Origin of the sequence: Streptomyces sp. NPDC002209 (genome assembly GCF_042890265.1) — a bacterium.
In the GTDB taxonomy this organism is placed as follows: Bacteria; Actinomycetota; Actinomycetes; order Streptomycetales; family Streptomycetaceae; genus Streptomyces.
Map to the genome: position 1 here is coordinate 287,033 of NZ_JBIARX010000005.1, position 21,144 is coordinate 308,176.

General features: G+C 71.7%; 22 protein-coding genes. 19 read left to right on the forward strand and 3 right to left on the reverse strand.

Annotated elements, in window-relative coordinates; genetic code table 11:
- Positions 1-607 precede the first annotated feature (607 nt).
- The 17 genes from ACFYXK_RS12935 to ACFYXK_RS13015 all read left to right on the forward strand — a co-directional run bounded on the left by ACFYXK_RS12935 (position 608) and on the right by ACFYXK_RS13015 (position 15,696).
- The gene (locus tag ACFYXK_RS12935; protein WP_191869075.1) at positions 608-1,363 is read left to right on the forward strand and encodes a site-specific DNA-methyltransferase; all 756 of its coding nucleotides are present in this window, start codon (positions 608-610) and stop codon (positions 1,361-1,363) included.
- Between the two features lie 132 nt (positions 1,364-1,495).
- Positions 1,496-2,161, forward strand: coding sequence for a DUF4913 domain-containing protein (locus ACFYXK_RS12940; RefSeq protein WP_389411180.1), 666 nt, complete (start codon positions 1,496-1,498; stop codon positions 2,159-2,161).
- Positions 2,162-2,653: 492 nt separating this feature from the next.
- Positions 2,654-3,292, forward strand: a complete 639-nt coding sequence (locus ACFYXK_RS12945) for a DUF3631 domain-containing protein (protein WP_389411181.1) — start codon at positions 2,654-2,656, stop codon at positions 3,290-3,292.
- Complete coding sequence (locus ACFYXK_RS12950; protein ID WP_389411182.1) at positions 3,289-3,963, forward strand: hypothetical protein; 675 nt, start codon at positions 3,289-3,291, stop codon at positions 3,961-3,963. The genes ACFYXK_RS12945 and ACFYXK_RS12950 overlap by 4 nt, the downstream gene beginning before the upstream one ends.
- A 55-nt stretch (positions 3,964-4,018) precedes the next feature.
- Complete coding sequence (locus tag ACFYXK_RS12955; protein WP_389411183.1) at positions 4,019-4,726, forward strand: hypothetical protein; 708 nt, start codon at positions 4,019-4,021, stop codon at positions 4,724-4,726.
- A 160-nt stretch (positions 4,727-4,886) separates the two neighbouring features.
- Positions 4,887-5,192 carry an SH3 domain-containing protein gene (locus ACFYXK_RS12960; protein WP_389411184.1) on the forward strand — a complete coding sequence of 102 codons (306 nt, stop codon included), beginning with the start codon at positions 4,887-4,889 and terminating at the stop codon, positions 5,190-5,192.
- 38 nt (positions 5,193-5,230) lie between these two features.
- The gene (locus ACFYXK_RS12965; RefSeq protein WP_389411185.1) at positions 5,231-5,674 is read left to right on the forward strand and encodes a hypothetical protein; all 444 of its coding nucleotides are present in this window, start codon (positions 5,231-5,233) and stop codon (positions 5,672-5,674) included.
- A complete protein-coding gene (locus ACFYXK_RS12970; RefSeq protein ID WP_389411186.1) occupies positions 5,671-6,114 on the forward strand; it encodes a hypothetical protein in 444 nt (147 codons plus the stop codon). Before ACFYXK_RS12965 ends, ACFYXK_RS12970 begins: the two co-directional genes overlap by 4 nt.
- The gene (locus tag ACFYXK_RS12975; protein WP_053627866.1) at positions 6,115-6,540 is read left to right on the forward strand and encodes a hypothetical protein; all 426 of its coding nucleotides are present in this window, start codon (positions 6,115-6,117) and stop codon (positions 6,538-6,540) included.
- A gap of 47 nt (positions 6,541-6,587) precedes the next feature.
- On the forward strand, positions 6,588-7,445 hold the full coding sequence (locus tag ACFYXK_RS12980) for a winged helix-turn-helix transcriptional regulator (RefSeq protein ID WP_389411187.1): 858 nt from the start codon (positions 6,588-6,590) through the stop codon (positions 7,443-7,445).
- A gap of 97 nt (positions 7,446-7,542) precedes the next feature.
- Positions 7,543-8,838 (forward strand): MFS transporter, encoded by a 1,296-nt coding sequence (locus ACFYXK_RS12985; RefSeq protein ID WP_389411188.1) that lies wholly within the window; start codon positions 7,543-7,545, stop codon positions 8,836-8,838.
- Between the two features lie 83 nt (positions 8,839-8,921).
- Entirely contained in the window at positions 8,922-10,181 is a 1,260-nt protein-coding gene (locus tag ACFYXK_RS12990) for an MFS transporter (protein WP_389411189.1), read from the forward strand.
- Between the two features lie 35 nt (positions 10,182-10,216).
- Entirely contained in the window at positions 10,217-11,425 is a 1,209-nt protein-coding gene (locus tag ACFYXK_RS12995) for a hypothetical protein (protein ID WP_389411190.1), read from the forward strand.
- A 64-nt stretch (positions 11,426-11,489) separates the two neighbouring features.
- On the forward strand, positions 11,490-12,299 hold the full coding sequence (locus tag ACFYXK_RS13000; RefSeq protein ID WP_389411191.1) for a DUF317 domain-containing protein: 810 nt from the start codon (positions 11,490-11,492) through the stop codon (positions 12,297-12,299).
- 20 nt (positions 12,300-12,319) lie between these two features.
- Positions 12,320-12,796 carry a hypothetical protein gene (locus ACFYXK_RS13005; protein WP_389411192.1) on the forward strand — a complete coding sequence of 159 codons (477 nt, stop codon included), beginning with the start codon at positions 12,320-12,322 and terminating at the stop codon, positions 12,794-12,796.
- 92 nt (positions 12,797-12,888) lie between these two features.
- Positions 12,889-14,568 carry a collagen binding domain-containing protein gene (locus ACFYXK_RS13010; RefSeq protein ID WP_389411193.1) on the forward strand — a complete coding sequence of 560 codons (1,680 nt, stop codon included), beginning with the start codon at positions 12,889-12,891 and terminating at the stop codon, positions 14,566-14,568.
- 78 nt (positions 14,569-14,646) lie between these two features.
- Positions 14,647-15,696, forward strand: coding sequence for a collagen binding domain-containing protein (locus tag ACFYXK_RS13015; RefSeq protein WP_389411194.1), 1,050 nt, complete (start codon positions 14,647-14,649; stop codon positions 15,694-15,696).
- A gap of 140 nt (positions 15,697-15,836) precedes the next feature.
- On the opposite strand, the gene ACFYXK_RS13020 is transcribed toward ACFYXK_RS13015, so the two are convergent.
- From ACFYXK_RS13020 to ACFYXK_RS13030, 3 genes are all read right to left on the reverse strand, one after another.
- Positions 15,837-16,466 carry a hypothetical protein gene (locus tag ACFYXK_RS13020; protein ID WP_389411195.1) on the reverse strand — a complete coding sequence of 210 codons (630 nt, stop codon included), beginning with the start codon at positions 16,464-16,466 and terminating at the stop codon, positions 15,837-15,839.
- 805 nt (positions 16,467-17,271) lie between these two features.
- Positions 17,272-18,333: an RCC1 domain-containing protein gene (locus tag ACFYXK_RS13025; RefSeq protein WP_389411196.1), complete on the reverse strand. Its 1,062-nt coding sequence runs from the start codon at positions 18,331-18,333 to the stop codon at positions 17,272-17,274.
- A 672-nt stretch (positions 18,334-19,005) separates the two neighbouring features.
- Positions 19,006-19,926 (reverse strand): hypothetical protein, encoded by a 921-nt coding sequence (locus tag ACFYXK_RS13030; RefSeq protein WP_389411197.1) that lies wholly within the window; start codon positions 19,924-19,926, stop codon positions 19,006-19,008.
- 107 nt (positions 19,927-20,033) lie between these two features.
- Between ACFYXK_RS13030 and ACFYXK_RS13035 the strand changes: the two genes are divergently transcribed.
- Both ACFYXK_RS13035 and ACFYXK_RS13040 read left to right on the forward strand, forming a co-directional pair.
- Positions 20,034-20,300, forward strand: a complete 267-nt coding sequence (locus ACFYXK_RS13035) for a hypothetical protein (RefSeq protein ID WP_389411198.1) — start codon at positions 20,034-20,036, stop codon at positions 20,298-20,300.
- A 327-nt stretch (positions 20,301-20,627) separates the two neighbouring features.
- Complete coding sequence (locus ACFYXK_RS13040; RefSeq protein ID WP_389411338.1) at positions 20,628-20,993, forward strand: DUF317 domain-containing protein; 366 nt, start codon at positions 20,628-20,630, stop codon at positions 20,991-20,993.
- Positions 20,994-21,144 lie beyond the last annotated feature (151 nt).

Genomic DNA, 21,144 nt, shown 5'->3' on the forward strand with positions numbered 1-21,144 from the left:
GGGGAATGCAGGGATCGGCACGCAGCGGCGGGCCGGTGAAGAAGGTGGATGCGGGGGCGTCTTACGGGCGGAACATCAGCGAACTCCTGGAGCGGGTGCCGGGGCGCGAAGCCGAGGGGGATCTGGGATTGCAGGGTGGGCGTTGCCTCGCTCACCAGGGCAGTGGGGGTTACGGGCGGAACATCAGGGGGACCTCCAGGTCCTTGGAAGTTGCGGGGGATACGAGGCGGGTCAGCAGGGGCGATACATGGGCGGTCTCCGTGTCAGGGGCTGCGGCGGGCGGGGAGCTACGGGGCGGCGGCGATGGCCGCGTTCGGGGTCACGGACGGAACACAGGGGCCTCCTGCGGGAAAGGGAAAAGGGGGAAGGGGTACGCCATCGGCGGTGTCCGCCGGGCAGTGACACGACAGTAAGCCCGAATCCCCGGTCACCGAAATCGCCGCCGAAATCCGCGATACTCCGCGCTCCTGGGCCCGCGATGATTCCCAACCGGGGATTGTGACCTACAGTTTGGTCCTCCCCGCGCGCCACCGGCTTCTACTGCCGTGAGCTTCTGCGCGGTCCGGAGCCCTTCCACCCGCATCCCTCATCGAATTGGGGTCCCCTTTTGTCGTTTTCCCTCCACCAGGGCGACGCGCTGACCGTGCTCGCGACACTGCCCGACGGCTGCGCCGACTCGGTCATCACCGACCCGCCGTACAACAGCGGCGGCCGGACGGCGAAGGAACGCACCAGCCGCTCCGCCCGCCAGAAGTACGTCTCCGCGGACGCCCAGCACGCCCTGCCGGACTTCACCGGCGAGAACATGGACCAGCGCTCGTACACGCTCTGGCTGACGCAGATCATGACCGAGGCCCACCGGGCGACGAAGACCGGCGGGACGGCGCTGCTGTTCACCGACTGGCGCCAGCTGCCGGCCACCACGGACGCGCTTCAGGCCGCCGGGTGGCTGTGGCTGGGCGTGATGGCCTGGCACAAGCCGCAGGCCAGGCCGCAGAAGGGCAAGTTCCGCCAGGACTGCGAGTTCATCGTCTGGGGCGCGAAGGGCAAGATCGACGCCTCCGCGAACCCGGTCTACCTGCCGGGGATGTTCAGCGCCTCGCAGCCTTCGGGCAAGGCGCGCCGGCATATCACCCAAAAGCCTGTCGAGGTGATGCGGCAGCTGGTGAAGATCGCCCCGCCCGGCGGCACCGTGCTCGACTTCTGCGCCGGATCGGGCAGCACCGGGGTCGCAGCCCTCCTGGAGGGCCGGAGCTTCATCGGTATCGAGAAGACCAGCCAGTACGCGGCCGTCGCCTCCGACCGGCTCACCGAGACCCTCCAGCAGGTGCATTCCCAGGACGATTTCGACCTGACCTCCTGACCGGACCGCATCACCGTCCGGATTGCGGCGGGGCGGAATATAGCGGCAGATCCCCGGTTTCCGAAACCGGGGATTCTCCGGACCATCGGAGCCACTGATTCCACGGCCCCGGCTGCAAGGAGAACCCTTTTCGTGTCCGAATCTGCTGAGCCCCGCCATGGCGGGGAAATAGAGCCGGTCCGTCTGCCGGAAGGCGACCTCGAATCGATCGAGGCATCGGTGCGCAAGCTCCTGGACCAGTCGGCCGAACAGGCCCGCATGATCGACACGCTGGCCTCCGCCCCGCCGGCCGACCCGATGGCCGCGAGCATGCCCTTCGCGGGATTCCCGGGCATGCCCTCGTACGCCGCACCGGCCCCGCCGCCGGACCCCAAGCCCATCCTGGAGCTGGAGGGCGAGGAGTTCGAGGACGAACTGGCCGCGCTCACCGACTGGGTGGACGACCACCTCATGGACGTCTACGGCGCCGAGGTCACCACCGCCGCACCGTGGTGCGACCAGTGGCAGGAGCACCTCGACGTGGTTGCGTGGCTGCACGCGCTGTGGCTGGCCTACCAGCAGCACAAGGACCCCGAGGCCGGCCTCAGCGGCATGGCCGTGTGGCACCGGGACTACCTCACCCACTGCCTGGCCTACGTCCGCGCCCCCGGTGGACCTTTCAGCGCCTGCCAGACCGACCCGGAGCGTCCCGAGCACCGCCTGCTGCGCGGCCCGGGCCCGTCCGCGAAGTCCGCCGCCCGCGATGCCGAAACCCAGCAGACCGACGCCGGACCTTCGCCGGTCGGGGCCGCCACGTGACACACCCACCGCAGCCTCCCGCGGCGTTCGGGCTGTCCTTCCACCCCGAGGCCCTGAACGACCTGTTGGCCGCCCCGGGCGACATGCGGGACCTGGGGCTCGCCCTCATCCAGGACGTGGTCCGCGCGGAGGTGAGGGGCGGCAAGCTGACCGGGAGCTGTCCGGATACCGCAAGCTCTACCTCGGCGCCCGCGTCGAGTGGCGCATCGTCTACGCCCACCGCCCAGCCCCGCCCGGGTCCAGCCACCCCACCGACATCCACATCGTCGCCGTACGCCCCCGGGCTAAGCACGACATCTACGACACCGTCCGGGCCCGCGTCGGCCGCCCCCGCCCCGCGGCCGGGCCCCGCGCGTACGCGGCTCGCTCCCTCTCGCAGCAGGTCCGCCCGCGTCCTGCCGCTATGCCGGCGCCTCCGGCCCCGGCCTTCCCGGTCCCCGGACTTCCCGTGCCCGCCCGCATCACCACGACTTCCCCGAAGGGTCCTTCGCGATGACCAACCTCACCGCCCAGTCCTCCTCCCTGCTCCAGGCTCTGATGGCGACCCTCCTCGAGCCCCGCCCGGCTCCGCACCCGCGCCATCAGGCCCTGCTGGATGCACGCGAGCGTCAGCTGGAGGTGGAGGCGGAACTGAGCGCCTGGGCCAGCCGACCGCAGCCCACCACCGCCGCCGCCCAGGATCAGGAACTCGACGACCTGAGCAAGCTGCTCGTCGAGCACGCCAAGGCGGGCCGACAGGTCTCGCACCTCCTGAGCGCCGACAGCTGCTGCCCGCCGTGCACTGACTCCGAGCAGCTGCCGACCACCCTTGGCCACCCCGTCGAGAACACGGTCTCCGCCGTTGCCGCCCCGTGCATCCTGGCCGCCTGCCTGGACGCCTTCGCCCGCTACGGCAGCCCGGACGCGCTGTCCTCCGCCGACCTCGTCGCGGAGCTGCGCACCCTGCCGGGCATCGCCGAGGGCCGCTGGACCTACGCCGACCTCACCCAGACCCGCCTGGCCGCCCTGCTTCGCCCCTACGAGGTGGCCAGCCGTGACATCACGCACGGCGACGGCCGTCGCCGCAAGTCCTACCGCCGCTCGGCTCTCCTGGCCGCCATCCCGGCCGACTGCGACTGCCGGCCGTCGTGACCGCCCGCGAATCCCCGGCAACCGCCCTGGACGCCGCCATCGAGCGCGTCGTCGGCGACCTGACCGTCCTGCACCACGACCACCTGAGCGGGCTGCTCCCGCCCGAGCGAGCCGCACTCGCTGCAGCGCACCGGGACCTGGCGACGGCCGAAGGCGCGGTCGCCTACCACCGCAACGCGCTGATGCGCCTGTCCTCCGGCAGCTACCCCGTGGATGCCCCGCTCCTGGACCGCCTGCGCCGGACCGTTCACGACCTGGCCCAGGCCACGGCCGCCCGCGACCGGCTGCAGGAGGGTGTGGCCGCCGCCTTGGAGGAGGTGAGGGCTGCCGCCCCGGCCGCCGCCCCCGCTGACGAGGAGCTGACACCCCGCGACTTCGCCGCGCTCCTCTCGCTCGCCGGCGGCGGCACGATGCGCGAACACCTCCTCACCCACCGGGTCTCGGTCCGCACCGTCCAGGGCCGTCTCATCGAACTTCCCGCGTTCCAGCGCCTGGAAGCCCACGGGCTGGTCACCCGGGACACCTCCCGGGCCCTGACCGTCGGCCAGCCGGTCACCCTGACCGACACCGGCCGGACCGCCCTGCTCGGCACCCGCCGCCCACCGGCCATGGCCACCCCCGCGCCCGCCCGCCCGGCCGGAGCCTGGCCGACACCAGCCCGACACCACTGACCGCACGGTGCCTGCGGTTCGTCCTCTCCCGCCTGCAGAAAGCAGTCCGCCCCACGTGTCCCTCCACGAACCCGACTACGAACTCGACGGCTTCGAGCCTGCTGACGAGGAGCACGAGCAGCACCACGACCATCTCGACATCTCGTCCTTCAAGGTGCTCGGCGAACACCGCACCGACACCGACAGCTACTTCGTGCTCCTTGACGAGGGAGCCACCTGGGGTATTCCGGGAAGCCCGCAGCTCAGGGCAGTGCACGTCTCCCGCGACCTGAGCGCCCGCACCTTCGAGATCGACTCCAAGGAGCTCCCGCTGTACGCGATGGCCCAGTCGTACCTGATCGCCCGTGGCTGTCCCTCCGATGCGCTCAGCCCGCAGGAGGGTGTGCACGACCCTGCCGACGACGTCACGCGGGCCCTGGAGGCACGTGTCCGCGGCGACGGCGACCGTTTCGCCTTGCTGGCCAGCTACACCGCCGACATGCGCGAACCCGTGGAGACGGTGGTGATGCTGCGCTCCCTTGACCCCCAGGCGGTGCCGGAGTTCCGGATCCTGCGGGAGCGGTTCGACTGGGACTCCAACACCCACACCCTGAGGGAAGGCGGGTTCGAGACGTACGGCGCCGCGGTTGATTGGTGGGAGGCCTGGTCGGACGAGGAGGCTCCAGAGCTGCCGCCGCCGGCTCCGACCGCACGCCGTAGCCCGGTCCGCACCGCCCCGGCGACACCCGTGCCGCAGGCATCTCGACGGCCACACGGCCGCTGAACACGATCCCGCCCGGCCCCGTTTCGGCTATCGGCGGCGCGCAATATAGCGGCGAAGTCCCGGTTTCGGAAACCGGGGATTCTCCGGACCCTTTGCAACACCACCGCCCCGCTGAGGGCGGTCACTTCCTGTTGTTCTGCTTGGCCTGGAGCCATCCGCTGTGTGCTACACATCCGCGTCCATCACCGCCACCGTCCTGGGCGGCGCCCCATGCCGTGCCGCCTCCACCGCGGCACTCCGCCCCGCCGCGCCCCGTACGGCTCGGCCGGCCGGGCAGGTGCTCGCTCTCGCCGTCCACGCCCGCGCCGACGGCGACTCCACGGCCGTGGGTGTGCTGCGGCGCGGGGAGCCGTTCACAGCGTCGGTGGCCGACGGCACCTGGCGGCACGTCACCACCGCCTCGGGCGTCACCGGCTGGGTCGACGACGGTGACCTCCGCCCGGATGACGGCCTTCGCCCGAACTGACCTGCCCGCACGTCTTCTTCTCCCAGGAGCCCCCTTTCGTGTCCGACATCCCCGACGTCTTCGACGGCGACGTGCTCGGCCTGTTCGCCGCCCGGATCGAGGCCCAGTTCGGCCTCGCGATGAGCGAGCTGAGCCAGGCCGTCCACGCCGCACCCCAGGCCCATCCCGGCGCTACCCAGGCGGTCCACTGGTACGGGCTGCTCTCCCAGGCCCAGCAGGTGCTGGAGACGGCCGAGGACACCTTGGTCGCGGCGCTGGAGACAGCGGTCGGGGATCAGCTTGACGACCCGGTGATGGAGCTGGCCCACAAGGTGAACCACGCTGTGGCCGCCCGCGACGGCCGGGCCATCACGCTCCGGTTCCTCCTGCAGGCCCCTGCCGAGACGGCCCGCATCCAGCAGCGCTTCGGGCCTCGGGTCACAACCACGCTGCCCACCCCCGTTCCGGCACAGCCCGCGCGGATCCGCGGCGGTGTCCGATGAGCGACGGGCGCCGGCCCAGCAGCCAGGATGCGCGCCTGGAGGGCGTGTTCGGCGGGCCGCTGGACGATCTCCACGAGCGGGCGGTCCGTCCCGGAGCCTCGCCCGCCCTGGTACGGGCCCTGGAGCTGCGGGTCTTCCTCGCTCTGGCCGAGGCGCAGGTCGTCCGGGTTCGTGACCGCGTTCACGCGGCGATGGCCCCCGACGCAGAGCTGGACTCCCTGAGCTCCGATGCGCTGCGGTTCGACGCTGAGTGGCTGGAGGCGGCGCTGGCAGCACGCAGCGGCTACCGGACCGCCCTGGACAAGCTGCTCGCCGCGATGCCACCACCAGCGGTCCGCCCGCTCGCCGCCCCGGCTGCCGTCTGGCCGACAGTCGCGAGCAGCAATCTCCCTCCGGCCCCCGCAGGGGCCGGAGGCGGAGTGGCAGTTCGGAGAGGCTGAGTGCCCGGTCCGTACGCTGCCTCCCGTGCGGCGGGCGAGCGGATCGAAGCCCTCTACGGCCGCCCGGTTGCCGAACTCGCCGCGGACCCCGTGCCGGGCAGCATGCGGTACGCCCTGCTCAACAGCTTCGACGCCCTGCAGTACGCCGACCGCGCCGTCACCTTCCACGCCGAGCAGCTCCACCGGCTGACTCACCCCGACCGCGCGATCGAATCCGTGGACGTCGGCCACATCGCCGACGCCACCCGCCGCCTGGCCCACGCCGTCACCGTCCGCGACTCCCACGCCCAGGTCCTCGGCGACGTGCTGAACAGCCTGGCCCGCGTCCCCGACATCGCACCCGCGGCATCCGCTGTGCCCCAGGCCCTGGCCGTCTCCCCGGCCCCGCCTCGCGCCGCGACCACCGAGCCCGCCCGCTCGCGCTGACCCCCCTTCCTTCTTCTCCACCATCCCGCCCGTCTGGAGTTCCCGCCTTGGCTGCTGCCCGCCTGCCTTCGACCGACCTGCCCCGCGTTGCCGAGGCGCTGGAGATGATCGCGCCGCGCTGGAGCGTGTGGGTGCTGATGACCTTGGCCTCCCAGCCCGGCCCGCTGCGCTACACCAAGCTCAAGGAGCACCTGCCCTGGCTCGGTGACGGCCAGCTCCACCCCCGTCTGCGGGCGCTGTCCGAGGCCGGACTCGTCGAACGCACCGCCCAGACCCGCCTGCACGTCACCTACGGCCTGACCGCCCGCGGCCGGGACCTGATGCCGTCCCTGACCGCCCTGGCCGGCTGGGGCGACGCGCACCTGGAGAAGAACCTCGTCCTCAACCGCGTGACCGGGAAGAGCGAACCGGAGCGGATTCCGGCCGCACAGAACGCCGAGGACACCCTCGCCGTGATCGGCCACCGGCACGCCACCGTGCTGCTGTGGACCCTCAAGGCTCGCGGGACCACGACCGTGGCCGCGCTCTCCGCCGAGGCGATGGCCGACCACAGCCCCAGCGCGATCTACTCGCCGATCCGCCGGCTCATCGACGACGGGATCGTCTCCGTCTCCCGCGATGACGTCGCCTCCCTGCAGCTGACCGCCCCGGGCCAGGCCCTCGCCCCGATCTACCGGGCCCTGTCTGCGTGGGCCACCGCCCGCCCGCTGCCGGACGCCGAGAGCCACCCCGTGTGGGGCACGCCTCGCATCCCGGCCGCTGCCCGCTCCGGGCAGTGGGCAGCCCACCAGGCCCGAAAGGCCAGCCAGGCCGTTGCCGTGAGCCAGCCTCCGGCCCCCGCCCCGGCCACCGCCTGGCGGCCCGGCGAGCTGTTCTCCGCAGCCACCACGGGCCCGAGCCGATGAACCCCCGCCGCTCTCTGCCACCTTCCGGCCGCCCGCCGCCGGTATCCCCTTCGCTCCCGGCGCCCTGGCGCTGAGCCCTGATGGAAAGCCCCGCCTGTTGACCGCTCGCTCGACCGCAACCGCTCCATCGGCCACGTACGGGGCCGTCCTGGGCAGCCGGTACGTGGCCCGCCTGCTGGGCGGCACCCTGATCGGGCGCCTGCCCAACGGCATGGTCCCCGTCTCGTTGGTCTTGTGGATCAGCGCGGGCGGCGGGTCGCTGGCCTTCGCCGGACTCCTCGCCGCGATCTACGGGCTGGCCTCGGGGCTCTCCCAACCGCTCAAGGGCCGCCTGATGGACAAGTACGGGCAGACCCGCGTCTCCGTTCCGGCCGTCCTGCTCAACTCCTCCTGCCTGGTGGCGCTCCCGTGGATCGGGGCGGCCGGACAGCCGGCGGCCGTGACCGCGGTCGTGGGGTTCGCGGGGCTGATCACCCCACCGCTGGAGGCCGGCCTCCGTGCGTTGTGGCCGGCGGTCCTGCCCGATGCCGGGCGCCGCCGCGTCGTGCAGGCCCTGGATACCGGCTCCCAAGGGCTCCTCTACATCGTGGGTCCCTTGCTCGCCTCGTGGCTGGCGACCGCGCACAACCCCGACATTGCCCTGTGGGCCACCGCGGCCCTGGGGCTCGCCGGGTCGGCCATCGTCCTGAGCGCGGGCCCCTCTCGATATTGGCGCCCGGCCGCAGACGGACCTTCGGGCACCGGACGGCTGATGAGTGCGGGCCTGGTCCTGCTGTTCACCGCACTGGCGGGGACCGGCTTCGCGCTCGGCGCGATGAACGTCTGGGCTGCGGACATGGCCGCCACGCACCAGATGGCCACGCTCTCCGGGGTGCTGCCGGCTGCGTTCTCCACCGGCAGCTTCCTGGGCGGTCTCGTCTATGCCCGCAGGACGTGGCCCGGCACCACGACCACCCAACTGATCACCACCAGCACGCTGTTCCTTCTCGGCTGGCTGCCCCTGCTGGCCGACCCCGGCCCCCGAGCGGCCGTCGCCCTCGCCGGGATACCCGGCCTGTTCCTTACCTTGATCATCACCAACGGGTTCCACGTGGTGGACGCCCTGGCCCCCGCCTCCCGCACCACCGAGGCGTATGCCTGGCTGATCCTCTCCGTTGGTACGGGACAGGCCGCCGGCACCGCGCTCGCCGGAGCCCTCTCGGATAGCCCGCAGATCCTCGCCGCCCTGCCCGCGGCAGGTGCCGCCACCGCGCTGACCGTGCTGATCGTCGCCCGGCCCAAGCTCGGCCCCGGCCGCCGCCTGGGCCGCCACCGGCGCCCGCGCCGCTCCCGGCAGCACACCCCACTCCCGCACGACGCATTCCCTGCGCCCGCTCACGGCCCCGGCCACTAACGGCCGTTGCCGCCCGGACCGACGGTCACCACCCCGACGATCCGGCCCCCGAACGTATCCGTCCCACCCTCCCCGGAAACACGATGCCTCCCAAGCACGCCGCCCTGCGGCCACCCACCGGCCGACACGTCCGCGTCCCCGCATTCGGGCCCGTACGCGGTGTCTATGTCCCGCGCACCGCCGATGCCGGTGCCTTCGCCATGAGCACGTACGGCATCCCGCTGCTGGTCCTGGCCGTCACCGACTCGGCCACCCTGACCGGCATCGCCTTCATGCTCGAATGGGTACCCCGCCTCGGCGCGTTCGCCCTCGCCGGTGCCGCCGTGGACCGCTTCGGCAGCACCCGGGTCCTGCGCATCGCCTCGGTCCTGCGCGCGCTCGTCGTCCTGGCCGCCGCCCTCGTGCTCCCCACCGTCGGCGGCACCGCCGCCATCGCCACGGTCATGCTGCTCGCCGCGTTGACCGGCGTCCTCACGGAGTTCTCCTACATCGCGGCCGAGACCGCCGGCGGCGCCGCCAGCCGGGACGCCGGAGGCCACGCCCACCGCGTCCAGGCCGTCCTGCTCGGCATCGACCAGGGCGCCACACTGGCCGGCCCGGCCCTGGCCGGTGTCCTGCTGCAGTACACCGGTGCCACCGGCATGCTCCTGACCATCGCCGCCTGCTCCCTGCTCGGCGCGGCCCTGGCCCCCCGCCAGCGCCCCGCCTGGCCCCAGGACGCCCCGGTCCCCGTCGCCCAGGGACTCCGGATCGGCTGGCGGACCCTGCGCTCGCTGCCCGCGCTGGGCTGGCTGTGCGTCGGACTGGTGCTGTCCAACGCCGCGATCGGCCTCGTGCAGGCCGCCGGTCCCGTGCTGGTCATCCAGCAGCTCGGCGGCACCAGCAGCCAGGTCGGCCTCGTCTGGTCGGCCGCCGCCGTCGCCTCCCTGGCCATGGTCGCCCTCGCTCGGTTCGCGATCGACCGGGCCGGTCTGTGGCCGGTCGGCGCCACCGCAGCAGCCCTCGCCTCCCTGGCCTGCCTGGCACTGGCAGCCGCCGACACCTACACCACCTTCCTGGTCCTGGTGGCGCTGCTGATGGCGGGCGAGGCGGGCATGACCGTGGTGCTGCGCACCCTGCGCGCCCACCTCGTACCCGCCGAAGTGTTCGGCAGCACCCTCAGCTTGATCATCCTGCTGCTGCTCGCGCCGTTCCCCCTCGCCGGAGCCCTGGTCGCGCTCACCCCGCCCGACCTCCTCGGCCACGCCATCACCGCCTGCGCCGTCCTGCAGGCCGCAGGACTTGCCGTGTCCTTCGCGAAACTCCGCACCCATCCGGCCACCCGCCGCCCGCTCCCCGCCTGACCGCCTCAGCCACCAACCCCTCGAAAAGGACCACCGTGCCCGCGACCTCCGACGCTCCCCAGCCGCAGCACCGCCGCCTCCGCCTTCGCGAAGTCGCCGACCTCGACGACTCGGCGTTCTCCAACTACCTGCAGGACCGCTTCGATCACCTGGTGACGGCCGCGATAGCCGACGCTGCCGGCTACCTGCGCCCCGCCCAGCACGACCTCCTCCACGCTCCCGGCCGCCTCCACGACCTGCGTGATGCGCTCACCTTCGCCGAGGGCGACCTGCAGGTCGCCCTCGAGCGGATGACCTACCGCCGAGACCCGCGCGCCGCCCGTACCTCCCGCCAGCTGCGGCAGGTACGCACCGCCCTCCACCAGGTCCACCGGGAAGCCGCCGCGCTGCGCCGAGCCGAGAGCCGTACGCGCGACGCTGCCGCGGGGACCGCGTCCACCGACACGGTCACCACCGCCCGCGGCTGGCTCGCCCACGCCTACCCCGCCCGCTTCACCCAGCTCCTCGCCCAGGCCCAGGCCGCTGCCGGCCTGCCCGCACGCCCGCTCGCCAAGGACATCTTCGACACGATCGAGGAAGGCTGGGCCGACGGCTACCTCACCGCCCCCAGCAGGCCGGGCGTCGAGCAGCTCCTGGCCAGGGGAGTTGTGGCGTTCCGCAGCGCCGTCGCTGACGACGCCCGCGACCAGAACGACCGTGACCCCGCGCTGCGCCACCCGCTGCTGCAGCGGCGCTGGAACACCGCACTGGACGAACTCGCCACCCTGACCGTGCCGTTGGCCCGCGCCTCCTCCCCCTCCGCCCTGGGCGCCCTGCCCGGCGACTTCTCCCACATGCCCGAACAGGACGCATTCAAGATCCTCAACGCGCGCCGGTTCCTAGTCGCCATCTGGCAGCGCCGGGCCGAACACACCCGCCTGATCCACCAGTACGCGGGGACGGTCACCGACCGGCGCCGCGTCGCTCCCGACCACGACCTGCGATTCCAGGCCCTGGACGCGGCCCTCGACCGCCTCGTCGCCGAGCACCCGGCCGCCGCCGCCCGCATCCTGGCCCGGCTCCGCCCGTATGCCACCGCGGACGGCAGGCTCGAGGAGGACGTCTTCACCCCGGCCCTGCGCGCCCAGGCCAAGCGCGAGGTCCTCGCCGACCTGGCCGCCATCCGCAGGCCGGACGTCGTCCTGCCCTCCGCGATCGCTTCTCGCCCGGTACTCGCCGCCACCGCTGCCCTCGCCGCCCGCTGACCGCCACCCCTTCCGCCAGGAGACGCCCTTGCCCGCACCCGCCCCCCGAACCACCGTTACTCCCGTGGACGGCGATGTTCACGTCACGCCCCGATATCTCGCCGGATCACCCGGCTACGGCGATGCCGGCTTCGCGCCCGTCGCGCACTGGCCCCACCACCAGATCGACGAAGGCCCGCACCAGCTCGTCGTGACCAGTCCGGACCACCGCATCCGTATCGGCTGGGCGGGAGACGACTACGACCTGTGGACCATCAGCGCCGCGCCGGACGCCGTTTCTGGACCCCAATGGACCGCGATCGTCAACCAGAACACCCCGCCCGAGCTCGTCGCGGCCCTGACCACCGCCCTTGCCCAGGATTGGACCGACGGTCAGGACCGCTTCCTCGCGGCCCCGTCGCCCTCCTGGCGCGGCGGCGCGGCACCCCTGCTCGCCTCCGGGTGGAAGCACGAGGCAGCCGACCGCGGCACCGTCGAGCTGGTTGCCCCCGACGGCAACGCGGGGCTCTACATCAACCGCACGCGCCGCGACCTGGAGGACGGGACGCAGCTGTGGGCCGGCCCTCCAGGCTGGGGCACCCGCGCGGAGATCACCTTCAGCCCCCGTACGCCCTCCCACCTCATCGCTGCCACGGCGGCAGCCTTCACCGACCCGACTCCCGCGGCCCGCTGGCGCGAGAGCCTCCACCCCAAGCTCGCCGCCCTCGCCCAGCTCACGCCTGTCGTACCGCCCCGCCCGCCGGTGCCCACTCCCCGCGACCTCCGCCCCCGCCTCGGAGTCCGCCCGCCCGTCCCGGTCGGCAGCGTTCCGCGCTGGAGCACCGCCACCACCCCCTCCGCCGCCCTGCCCGCGCGCCCCGCCGCACGCCGCTGACCAACCAACGAGGAAGCCCTGTGGCCCTATTCACCGAGCAGCTGTTCGCCGACCACCTCACGCTGCCGTACCCCGAAGCCGCCGTCGTCGGCGACGCCTACTACGCCGCCCCCGTGGCGGACCTCCCGCTGCGGCTGCGCATCGACTTCGCCCCCACGATCCGCTCCGGGCGCTACGACGGGCTGCGCCTGCAGGTTGTGCACCTGGAACACGGGCGGATCGATACCGCCGTACTGTCCTTCGCCGAGTACGGCGCCTTCGAGCTCCGCGACCGACGCCTCGGCAAGCCGCCCACCCATGACGGGTACGGATCGATCACCGACTGGAACCACAGCGAGCACGCGCCCTGGGTCGGTATCGACGTCACCCGGCTGCGAGCCGCGATCGACCAGTACGTACGCCTGTGGATCCCCGGCGCCCCGCCGGTACGCACCGGCCCGCCTCCCCTCACGGCTCCGGCGCCGCAGGCCCGGACCTCCCCGGCCCGGACACGGTAAGCGGCCCCCTGCCCGCCGCCCCAGGCATCCGCCGACGCGCCAGCGTCCGCAGCCCTCATTCCCCTCTTCACCGACAGGACCTCCTCCCAAATATGAGCCTTCGCCTCGCCCGCCCCACTCACCTGGCCGTCGCCGTCGCCGCGCTCGCCGCGGGCACCCTGCTGCCCGCGCAGGCCGTCGCCGCCCCGGATGCCCCTGCGGTACTGGGCCCCGGCTACACGATCCCGGACTCTGGAGGGCACGCGGCCTCCAGCCACATCGGCGCCTACGGCCCGCCCGGCCCGGCCGTCCACGGCGACACCGAGACCTACTGCGCCGACCCCGAACGCAAGGGCCCGGCCGACGCCGGAGGCTACGGCGACCCGCAGCCGGTCCCGTCCTGGACGTCCTCAGTGACCGAGAAGGCCGTCACCAAGGAGAACCTGGCACAGGCCGCCTACGTGATCGGCAAGTACGGCCAGACCCGCGACAATGCCCAGGCCGCCGCGGTCGACGCCGTGGTGTACGAATACCTGGCCGGCGGCACCTACGCACTCGACGGCGACCGCGGCAAGCAGCGCCTGGCGTACCCGGTCGTCTCCCCGACCGCCCGCACCCTCGCCCAGGGCTACGTCGCCGAGGCCAAGAAGCTCGCGGGCCCCTACACCCTCCAGATCACGCCGTCCGTGAAGACCACCACCGCCGGGACGAAGGTCACCGTCGCGGTCAAGGTCACCACCGCCGCTGGCACACCGGTCCCCAAGGTTGCCGTCACGCTCTCCGAGTCGGGCTCAGGCACCGCCTCCGGCAAGGTCACCACCAACGACAACGGCACGGGCGCCTGGGAGTTCACCGCCGAGACCCCTGGGACCGCCAGCGTCACCGCGACAGCCGAGGGGCTGCCTGCCATCGGGCTGCAGGTCCTCACACCCAAGAACCCGGCCGCCCAGCGGATGCTGCTCGCCGGGGGCACCACCAGCGTCAAGGACTCCGCCGCCATCACCGTCGGCGAGGCCACCGGCGGCGTGACGATCCGCAAGAAGGACCCCGAAGGCACCCGCCTCGTCGGCGCCGCGTTCCAGCTCCTGGACTCCGACGGCAAGCAGGTCGCCGCAGGCAAGACCGATGAACAGGGCAGCCTTGTCTTCGACAAGCTCCCCGCCGGCACCTACCGGCTGCGCGAGACCTCCTCCGGCAGCCCCGTCCACGACCTGGTCCCCGAACAGACCATCACGATCACCGCCGGACGCACGGCCCAGGCCAACCCCCTCGACCTCGTCGACCCGTTCAAGAAGGCCCGCCTGTCGGTGAAGAAGACCGACAAGAACACCGGCAAGACCCTGCCGGGCGCGGTCATCGCCATCCGCGCCGACGAGACCGGCAAGCACACCCCCGGCAAGGTGATCACCAACCTCACCACCGGGACCGACGGCACCGCGACCGTCCCCCTCGACGTCACGCTCAAGGCGGGCACCCGCTACTGGGCCGGCGAGACCAAGGCCCCCGACGGCTACCAACTCGATGCCACACCGGTCGCGTTCACCGCCCGGCCCGGAGCCGACGTCACCGTCACCCTCGCCGACCAGCCCACCGCGACCACACCGCCGAGCCCGAGTACCCCGCCCGCGACACCCCCGGCCACCACCCCGCCGACGACGCCGCCCGGCTCCCTCGCCCACACCGGCGCCGACGCCACCACCTGGCTGGCCGGCGGAGCCGCCGCCCTGCTCGCCGCAGGAGGCGGCCTCTACCTGATCAACCGCCGCCGCCGTACGGGCGACGCCCCCAGCTGACCCCTAGCGCTGCCGGGCCCGCTTTCGGAGCCCGCGCCACACCGTCCCGCACCGCACGATCCCGCCCGGAGCACCCTGATGAAGCACCGCCCCCTCCTGTTCACCGCGCTCGCCCTGACCGCCACCGTCCTGACCAGCTTGGCCACCACCGCCACCGCAGCCCCCTCCCCGTCCGCCGAAGCCCCCAAGGCCCAGGGCGACCCGGCTCCGACGGACAAGGCCGGACTGCGCATCGTCAAGACGGACCCCGAAGGCGAGCCCGCCCCCGGAGCCGCGTTCCAGCTGCTCGACTCCGCGGGCAAGACGCTCGCCGAGGGCAAGACCGGCTCCGACGGCAACCTCGCCTTCTCCGACCTCGCCCCCGGCGTCGTACGCCTCAAGGAGACCGCCTCCGGCAGCCCGCTGCTGGGCACCGTCCCCGACCAGGACGTCGTCGTCGCCCCCGGCGAGCCCAAGGTCCTGGCGATCACCGACCCGTACAAGTCCGCCGGCCTCACCCTCAAGGTCACCGACAAGGCCACAGGCAAGGGCCTGGCCGGAGCCATCGTCAACATCGCCCCGAAGGACGCCAAGGACGACAAGGGCGCCTTCACCCTCACCACCGGCCCGGACGGCACCGCCAAGGCCCCGCTCCCCGTCGGAAGGAAGACCGGCAGCGCCTACACCGCCACCGAGACCAAGGTTCCGGACGGCTACCGGCTAGAGACCTCCCCGGTCGAGATCACGGCCAAGCCCGGCGCCGAGACCACCGCGGCCTTCACGAACGCGGCTACGACCAAGCCCACCGAGGAACCGACCGGTAAGTCGACAGTCAAGCCCACCGCCGACCCCACTGCCCAGCCCACGCCGACCAGCTCGTCCTCGACCGGCACCGGAGAGCCGACCGACGCCGCATCCCCCTCCAGCAGCCCGGACATCGGCACCGCCACCTCGACACCCACCGCACCTGACGCCAAGCCCGAAGGCTCCCTCGCCCACACCGGCGCCGACAGCACCAACGGGTGGCTCCTGGCAATCGGCGGCCTTCTCCTCGCCGCCGGAGGCGGCGCCGTCTACGCCGCACGCCGCCGTAAGAACGACGAGAGCGAGACCGGCACCGGCCAGCACCGGCGCACCGACGACAACTGACCTCACCACCACCGGCCCCGGGAACCAGACAGGTTCCCGGGGCTGTCTGCGGTCTGAGGCGTAGCGGGGCTGACTCCAGAGCCGCCGCTGAAGTCCCCCTGATGGTCCGGATGTAGATCTTCGAGATCGTCCGAGGCGGATCAGGAGCGACCGGCCAACCCCACCGTGACGCCCACCGTGGCCAGCAGCCGGTCCAAGGACACGATTGCCTTTGGGTGCACATCGGTCGGTGGCTGAGCACGGGACAGCTCGAACAGCACTGCCTCGCCGGTCTCCCCGCCGTTCCCCACGTACGTGGTGTACCAACCGCGCTGCGCGTCCGCTGGACTCAGATATGGCACTCCCGCCACGCTGGCCTCGTCCGTCTGCTCCGCGTGCGCGAGTGTCGCGGCCTCGATGTCCTCAGCCATCCGCACCCGCCACTCGCCGATCAGCACCACCAGGGCCTGACGGACCTTCCGCTGCTTGCGCTTCCGCAAGTTCCGAGCCTGCTCTACCGCCTTCGCGGCGAACATCTCCAGGCGCTCGCCGGAGAACGCCCGCGGCTCGTACGTACTGCGTGCCATCAGTACCGCGTGCGCGTACTCGACCTCGTTGCGCATGGCTTGGACAACGTTGCGCAGCTCGACTTCGGCGGCGGCCTCCGCCTTGCCGACCTCTGTTCGGCGCGCGTTTACCCCGGACAGCAGATACGTGAACAGTACGGTCGTCGCAGCCGCGATCGGGAAGATCTGGAGGGCCGTAGCCCCCAGAGACTGGGCAAGAAACAAGGAGGCCCCTCCTCGGGACAGGGCGCAGGTGTGCGCGGAGGTTGATCCTCCGCCACCCGTGACCGACCCGACAAGGCGCCGACAGATGTCCGCGCATGCAGAACGACTCCTTGTGTAGGTCGGGGCATCGCCACGGGAGGCGCTTAGGGTGCGTTGCGGCCGAGACCGATCCAGTGCACTTGTAGAGTCTCGCGCCTCGTGGCACAGGCCGGGCTCTTAGCCAGCAGCCTTCAAGCTGTCTCACAGCGATGGCCTGCGGTTCAGTCTCACGGGCGTGGCATTTCCTTGTGGTCTGGACCGGCCGGTCGGCCTGGTAGCTCTGTACGCGTCGAAGAGCAGCGTTTTGACAGCAGTTCGGGAGTCATCCTGGCCGTCGGCGCCTAACCGTTGTTCATGACGTTGGACGGCACCGCCCGTCGCGGGAAGTAGTGCCGGCGGTCTGGGCGTCCTCGGTAGCCGGGTCAATGGGACGAAGGCGCTGACTCCGGCCTCGGGACGTTTCGGTACAGCGGCTACGCGAAGCCGGTGCACTGCTGGTACGTCGGCGAGGGGGTGGCCGCCAAGCCCCGTTGAGGCCTGGCGGTGGACCAGGACGTGCGCGAGGCGCTGCTGGCGTACCTGGCCAACTGCCCGGACATGAGCTTTGCGTTCGAGCGGGCGAGCTGCGACAGCCTCTGGGCAGGAAACGGCGGCGGCGGTCACCGTCATGGTGACCGCCGCCATGCGTCCCGGGAGCTCTACGCCTGCTCAGGGTGGACGCGACCGCCCGGCCTCACCTTCTCGGGGAGGCCGCCTGCTTGTGCTGTCAGTAGGCGTAGCTGCTGCGGTCAGCTGCGGCTACGAAGGTGATGCCGCTGCCGGGGGGCAGGGCTGTGGTCGCGGCGGACGGGCTGGTGGTGCTGCCGTCGCCGAGCTGTCCGTCCTGGTTGGCTCCCCAGGCGATGACGGAGCCGTCATCGAGGGCGGCGAGGGTGTAGCCGGCACCGCCCGCCAGGTGCTGGACGCCGCGCAGGTGGTCGAGGGAGACCGGCGTGGTGCGGGGGGTCTTGGTGCCGTCGCCGAGTTCACCGCTGGCGTTGGCTCCCCAGCCGTGGACGGAACCGTCGTCCATCAGAGCGAAGGACGAAGCCGCGCCGACGAAGACCTTGGCCACCGCATCCAGATACGCCACGTCCACGGGGGTGCTGCTGTCCGCCTTGCTGTCGTTGCCGAGCCGGCCGTCGGCGCCAGCACCCCACGCCTTGACGACGCCGTCGGCGGTCAGGGCCAGGACGTGAGCGTCTGCGACCGCGATCGCCTCGACATCGGCCAGGTCTGCGACCTGCTGGGGGGCGGTCCGGTTCGCAGTCGAGCCGGTACCGAGGCGGCCGGCCGCGCCCTGTCCCCAGGTCCACACGGTGCCGTCCTGGCGCAGGGCAACGCTGAACCCGTCACCGGCGCCGACCGCCTTCACCTTGTCCAGGCCCGGCACAGCGACCGGCACCTTCGACGCGGTGCTCTTGCCGGTGCCCAACTGGCCGTGGGTGTTCTCGCCCCAGGACAGCACCTGTCCGCCCTTGACGGCCAGCCCATGGTTGCGGCCCGCAGCCACCGCGGACACCCCGGACACTCCAGCCACCGCGGCGGGAGAGGACTGACCAGTGAGGGTGCCGTTGCCGAGCTGACCCGAGCCGTTCACTCCCCAGCTCTTCACCGTCCCATCACGCAACAGCGCCACGGCGAAGCCCTCACCCGAAACCACCTCCCGCACATCATCACGCATCATGCCAATCACGCTGGCGGGCGTCTGCTGCACCCTGTTCGAGCCGTTGCCCAGCTGCCCCTGCGCGTTCGCACCCCACGCCTTCACCCACGGGTCCGCGCTCATGTCTGCCTCCTCTCACACTGTGCAGAGCGACCGCACAGTGTTCCGACACTTCGATCACCCCACCCTCCCTGTCTCTGGGTGTGCTCACATGGAGACTTTCCGTAGCGGAGCTCGAAATGGCCGACCCTCAACTGCCATGGCTGGAAGTCGCAGCCCACCAACGCCGCGAGCTCCCCTTGCTTGGAGTGGCTCGGGGCCGTCCCCGGATCCCATCGACCCGTTCTAACGACCGGGCGAACGCCGTGCCCGTCGTCCGCGTCAGCGGGCGGCTCAGCCGCTCAAGATCACCGGCTTAGCGTTAACGCTGTACCAATGTTCCCCGAGACCAACTACGGAGCCGGGTGACCGACGGCGCGGCTCCGACGCCGGCTCACGGCCCACTGTGGCGCACTGCCTCCCGTTCTCGTGAACATCGACATCCCGCCTCGGACGGTGCCTCCCAAAGCCGTGACGAACGGGCTTCACAACCCGTGAACAAAGCCAGCCTGGCGCCGTCTGGAATGGAAGAGCCAGTTCGGTCCCGAAGACGTGCCGGTGACCGCGGCATCTTTGGCTCAGCCCCGCCCATCCGGTTGGTATTGCTTCGGCAGTAGTGGTCCTTCGGCGCAGTCGAACACGCCCTTCCGCAGAACTCTTCCGGGGTACGACTGGGGGTCCGGTCCGACACCGCGATCAGTTCGCCCAGGGGGGCTGTCCCATCGCCTGGGCGCTGACCGTGGCCGTGACCTTCGCCCCGGGATAGCGCCCCTCTAGCTCCTTGACCAGGCTCTGCACCCGGCGGGGGGTCTCCCCCGGGCTGACGCCCCGCAGCACGGGAAGTGGCGGCGGTTCCTCGCCGTTGGACCAGGACCCCTCGATGACCAGGTCCGGGCCGATCATCCGGGATCCTCGTTCCCGGGCCTCTTGGGCTGCCCAGTCCGGCGGCGCCGTTCTCGACACCCTCAAGGTCAGGACGTGGCCGGCGTACTGTCCCTCTCGGACGGGCTCGGGAATCGCTGGCTGTGCGCGGCGCGGCTCCAGTGGGTGTCCGCGGCCGATCGGCCACAGCCTGGGGGCGTGGAGCTCGCTGACGTAGGGCTGGAGGTACGGCCTGCCGGTTTCTGGGTTGATGGTCTTACGGGCCTGCTCGATCCAGCGCTCGAATTTGCGGGAGGGCTGCGCGCGCTCACCCTCAGCTTCCACCAGAGGGAGGTCGTAGACTTCCGAGATGGCGCGCTTCGGGGAGAGTCCGAGCTTGCGCGTGTAGTTGTACATCGTGGCGATGGTGGCGGCTCGCAGCTGCACGCCGTCCGTCTTCTTCTTGTGCGGCGTGGGAAGGGCCAGGGAGACCGCCCAAATCGAGCTGCGGGGGAGTTCCTTGGCTGCCTCAGCTGCCTTTCTGATGCGCCGGAGCAGTTCGGGGTCGTCGGTCGGTCGCCGGGCGTTGCTCCGGGTTCGAGGGGGCGGGACGTCCCGGACGGTGCGCGCGCTCCAGGTCGACCAGTCGATGTCGACCTCGATCACCCACCCCGGCCACCCGTAGAGATTCCGCAGGGTGACGCCGGTCTCGGTGAGGTCCAACTCGATCTCACCGAACCGCATCCCGAATGCCATACGGCCACTATCTCGCATGCCCGTGTTCGGCACCGTCGCGGTCGTCCGGAGAACACCCCCGATTTTGTCGGGCAGGATCTCCCGGCGATCGCAACCATGCTCGTGCCATGACCAACAGCAGCTCCACCCAGACGCCTTCCGCCCAGCCCCAGCAGTCCTACTCGGCTTCCGCAGGCCCGGCTGCCGCAGCGCTGCTCCCTCTCCTGATCCTGCTCTTCGTTCTCGTCGTCCTCATCATCGGAGCCGGCCTGCTCTACGTGACGATCGCGCATCCCTCGCTCGCGACCCCGCTCACGGTCGCGGTCGCTGGCGTGACCCTCGTCGTCACGATCGCGGGTGCGATCGCCGCCTTCCTCGCCATCTCCAGGAGGTAGATTCCCGGCGCGCAACTGGTGTGTTACCTCCACCGCAGCAAACGAGCGAGCCTGGGGCCGTGAACCGGTCCGAGGCTCGCTTCTGCTGCTGTGCCATCAGGGAGCCTCCTTCTCGCCGACCACGTCGGGGCGGGCACACCGCATTGTCGCCGCAGCGTGGCGGCGGCGCTGAGCATGGGATTGCGGAGGCGACCGTCAGCACGGTCCGAATGGCGAGTTCGCCGGTGGCAGACAGGAAAGACCCTGCAAGGACTGGCGCAACGTTGCGGTGCATGTCAACCTAGACGACCTTCCCCCGACTCGGGGTTTTCCCAGGTCAGAGAGGTGATGCTTGTGACGGTGGAGCTTTCGAACGCTGGATTCCGCACCACGATCGAGAAGTTGCGCTTGCATAGCTGGCTTCTGGGGCCCGGCCAGCCGACCGAGGTCATCGACTGCTTCCCAGAGGCGAACGGCGACTTCACCCTCATCGTCGACGACCGGGCCGACACCCACGTCTCTTCGGCTGACGGCCGACTGTATCTCGGTTGGTTTCCCGATGGCCGGCCCGGAGCCGAGGACGAGGGCTGGGTTCTTGCCGTCACCGGTACCGCGACGGTTCCCGGCTACCGTGTCGTCTTCGATCCGCAGACCCCGGCACGGCTCGTGGCCGCTACCGTTTCCGAGGTGCTCGCCACCGCTCGCCGACAGTAGTGACCACGCCGCCTTGCGGCCGGGATCCTCGCCTCCCGTCCTCCGGCGGCTCCTCTGTCGCCCGTGGTCTGTTCCCGCAGGCCGCGCGGTGCACATCCGCAACCACCACAGCGCTTTCCACCCGTGAGGAGAACCGTGGCCCCGCAGCCCG

Excerpts from the sequence above, each read along its gene's own strand:
- ACFYXK_RS12945 (WP_389411181.1), top strand. The coding sequence starts at position 2,654 with ATGACCAACCTCACCGCCCAGTCCTCCTCCCTGCTCCAGGCTCTGATG.
- ACFYXK_RS13030 (WP_389411197.1), bottom strand. The coding sequence starts at position 19,926 with ATGGCATTCGGGATGCGGTTCGGTGAGATCGAGTTGGACCTCACCGAG.
- ACFYXK_RS13010 (WP_389411193.1), top strand. The coding sequence starts at position 12,889 with ATGAGCCTTCGCCTCGCCCGCCCCACTCACCTGGCCGTCGCCGTCGCC.
- ACFYXK_RS13025 (WP_389411196.1), bottom strand. The coding sequence starts at position 18,333 with ATGAGCGCGGACCCGTGGGTGAAGGCGTGGGGTGCGAACGCGCAGGGG.
- ACFYXK_RS12990 (WP_389411189.1), top strand. The coding sequence starts at position 8,922 with ATGCCTCCCAAGCACGCCGCCCTGCGGCCACCCACCGGCCGACACGTC.
- ACFYXK_RS13035 (WP_389411198.1), top strand. The coding sequence starts at position 20,034 with ATGACCAACAGCAGCTCCACCCAGACGCCTTCCGCCCAGCCCCAGCAG.
- ACFYXK_RS13040 (WP_389411338.1), top strand. The coding sequence starts at position 20,628 with ATGCTTGTGACGGTGGAGCTTTCGAACGCTGGATTCCGCACCACGATC.
- ACFYXK_RS13015 (WP_389411194.1), top strand. The coding sequence starts at position 14,647 with ATGAAGCACCGCCCCCTCCTGTTCACCGCGCTCGCCCTGACCGCCACC.
- ACFYXK_RS12970 (WP_389411186.1), top strand. The coding sequence starts at position 5,671 with ATGAGCGACGGGCGCCGGCCCAGCAGCCAGGATGCGCGCCTGGAGGGC.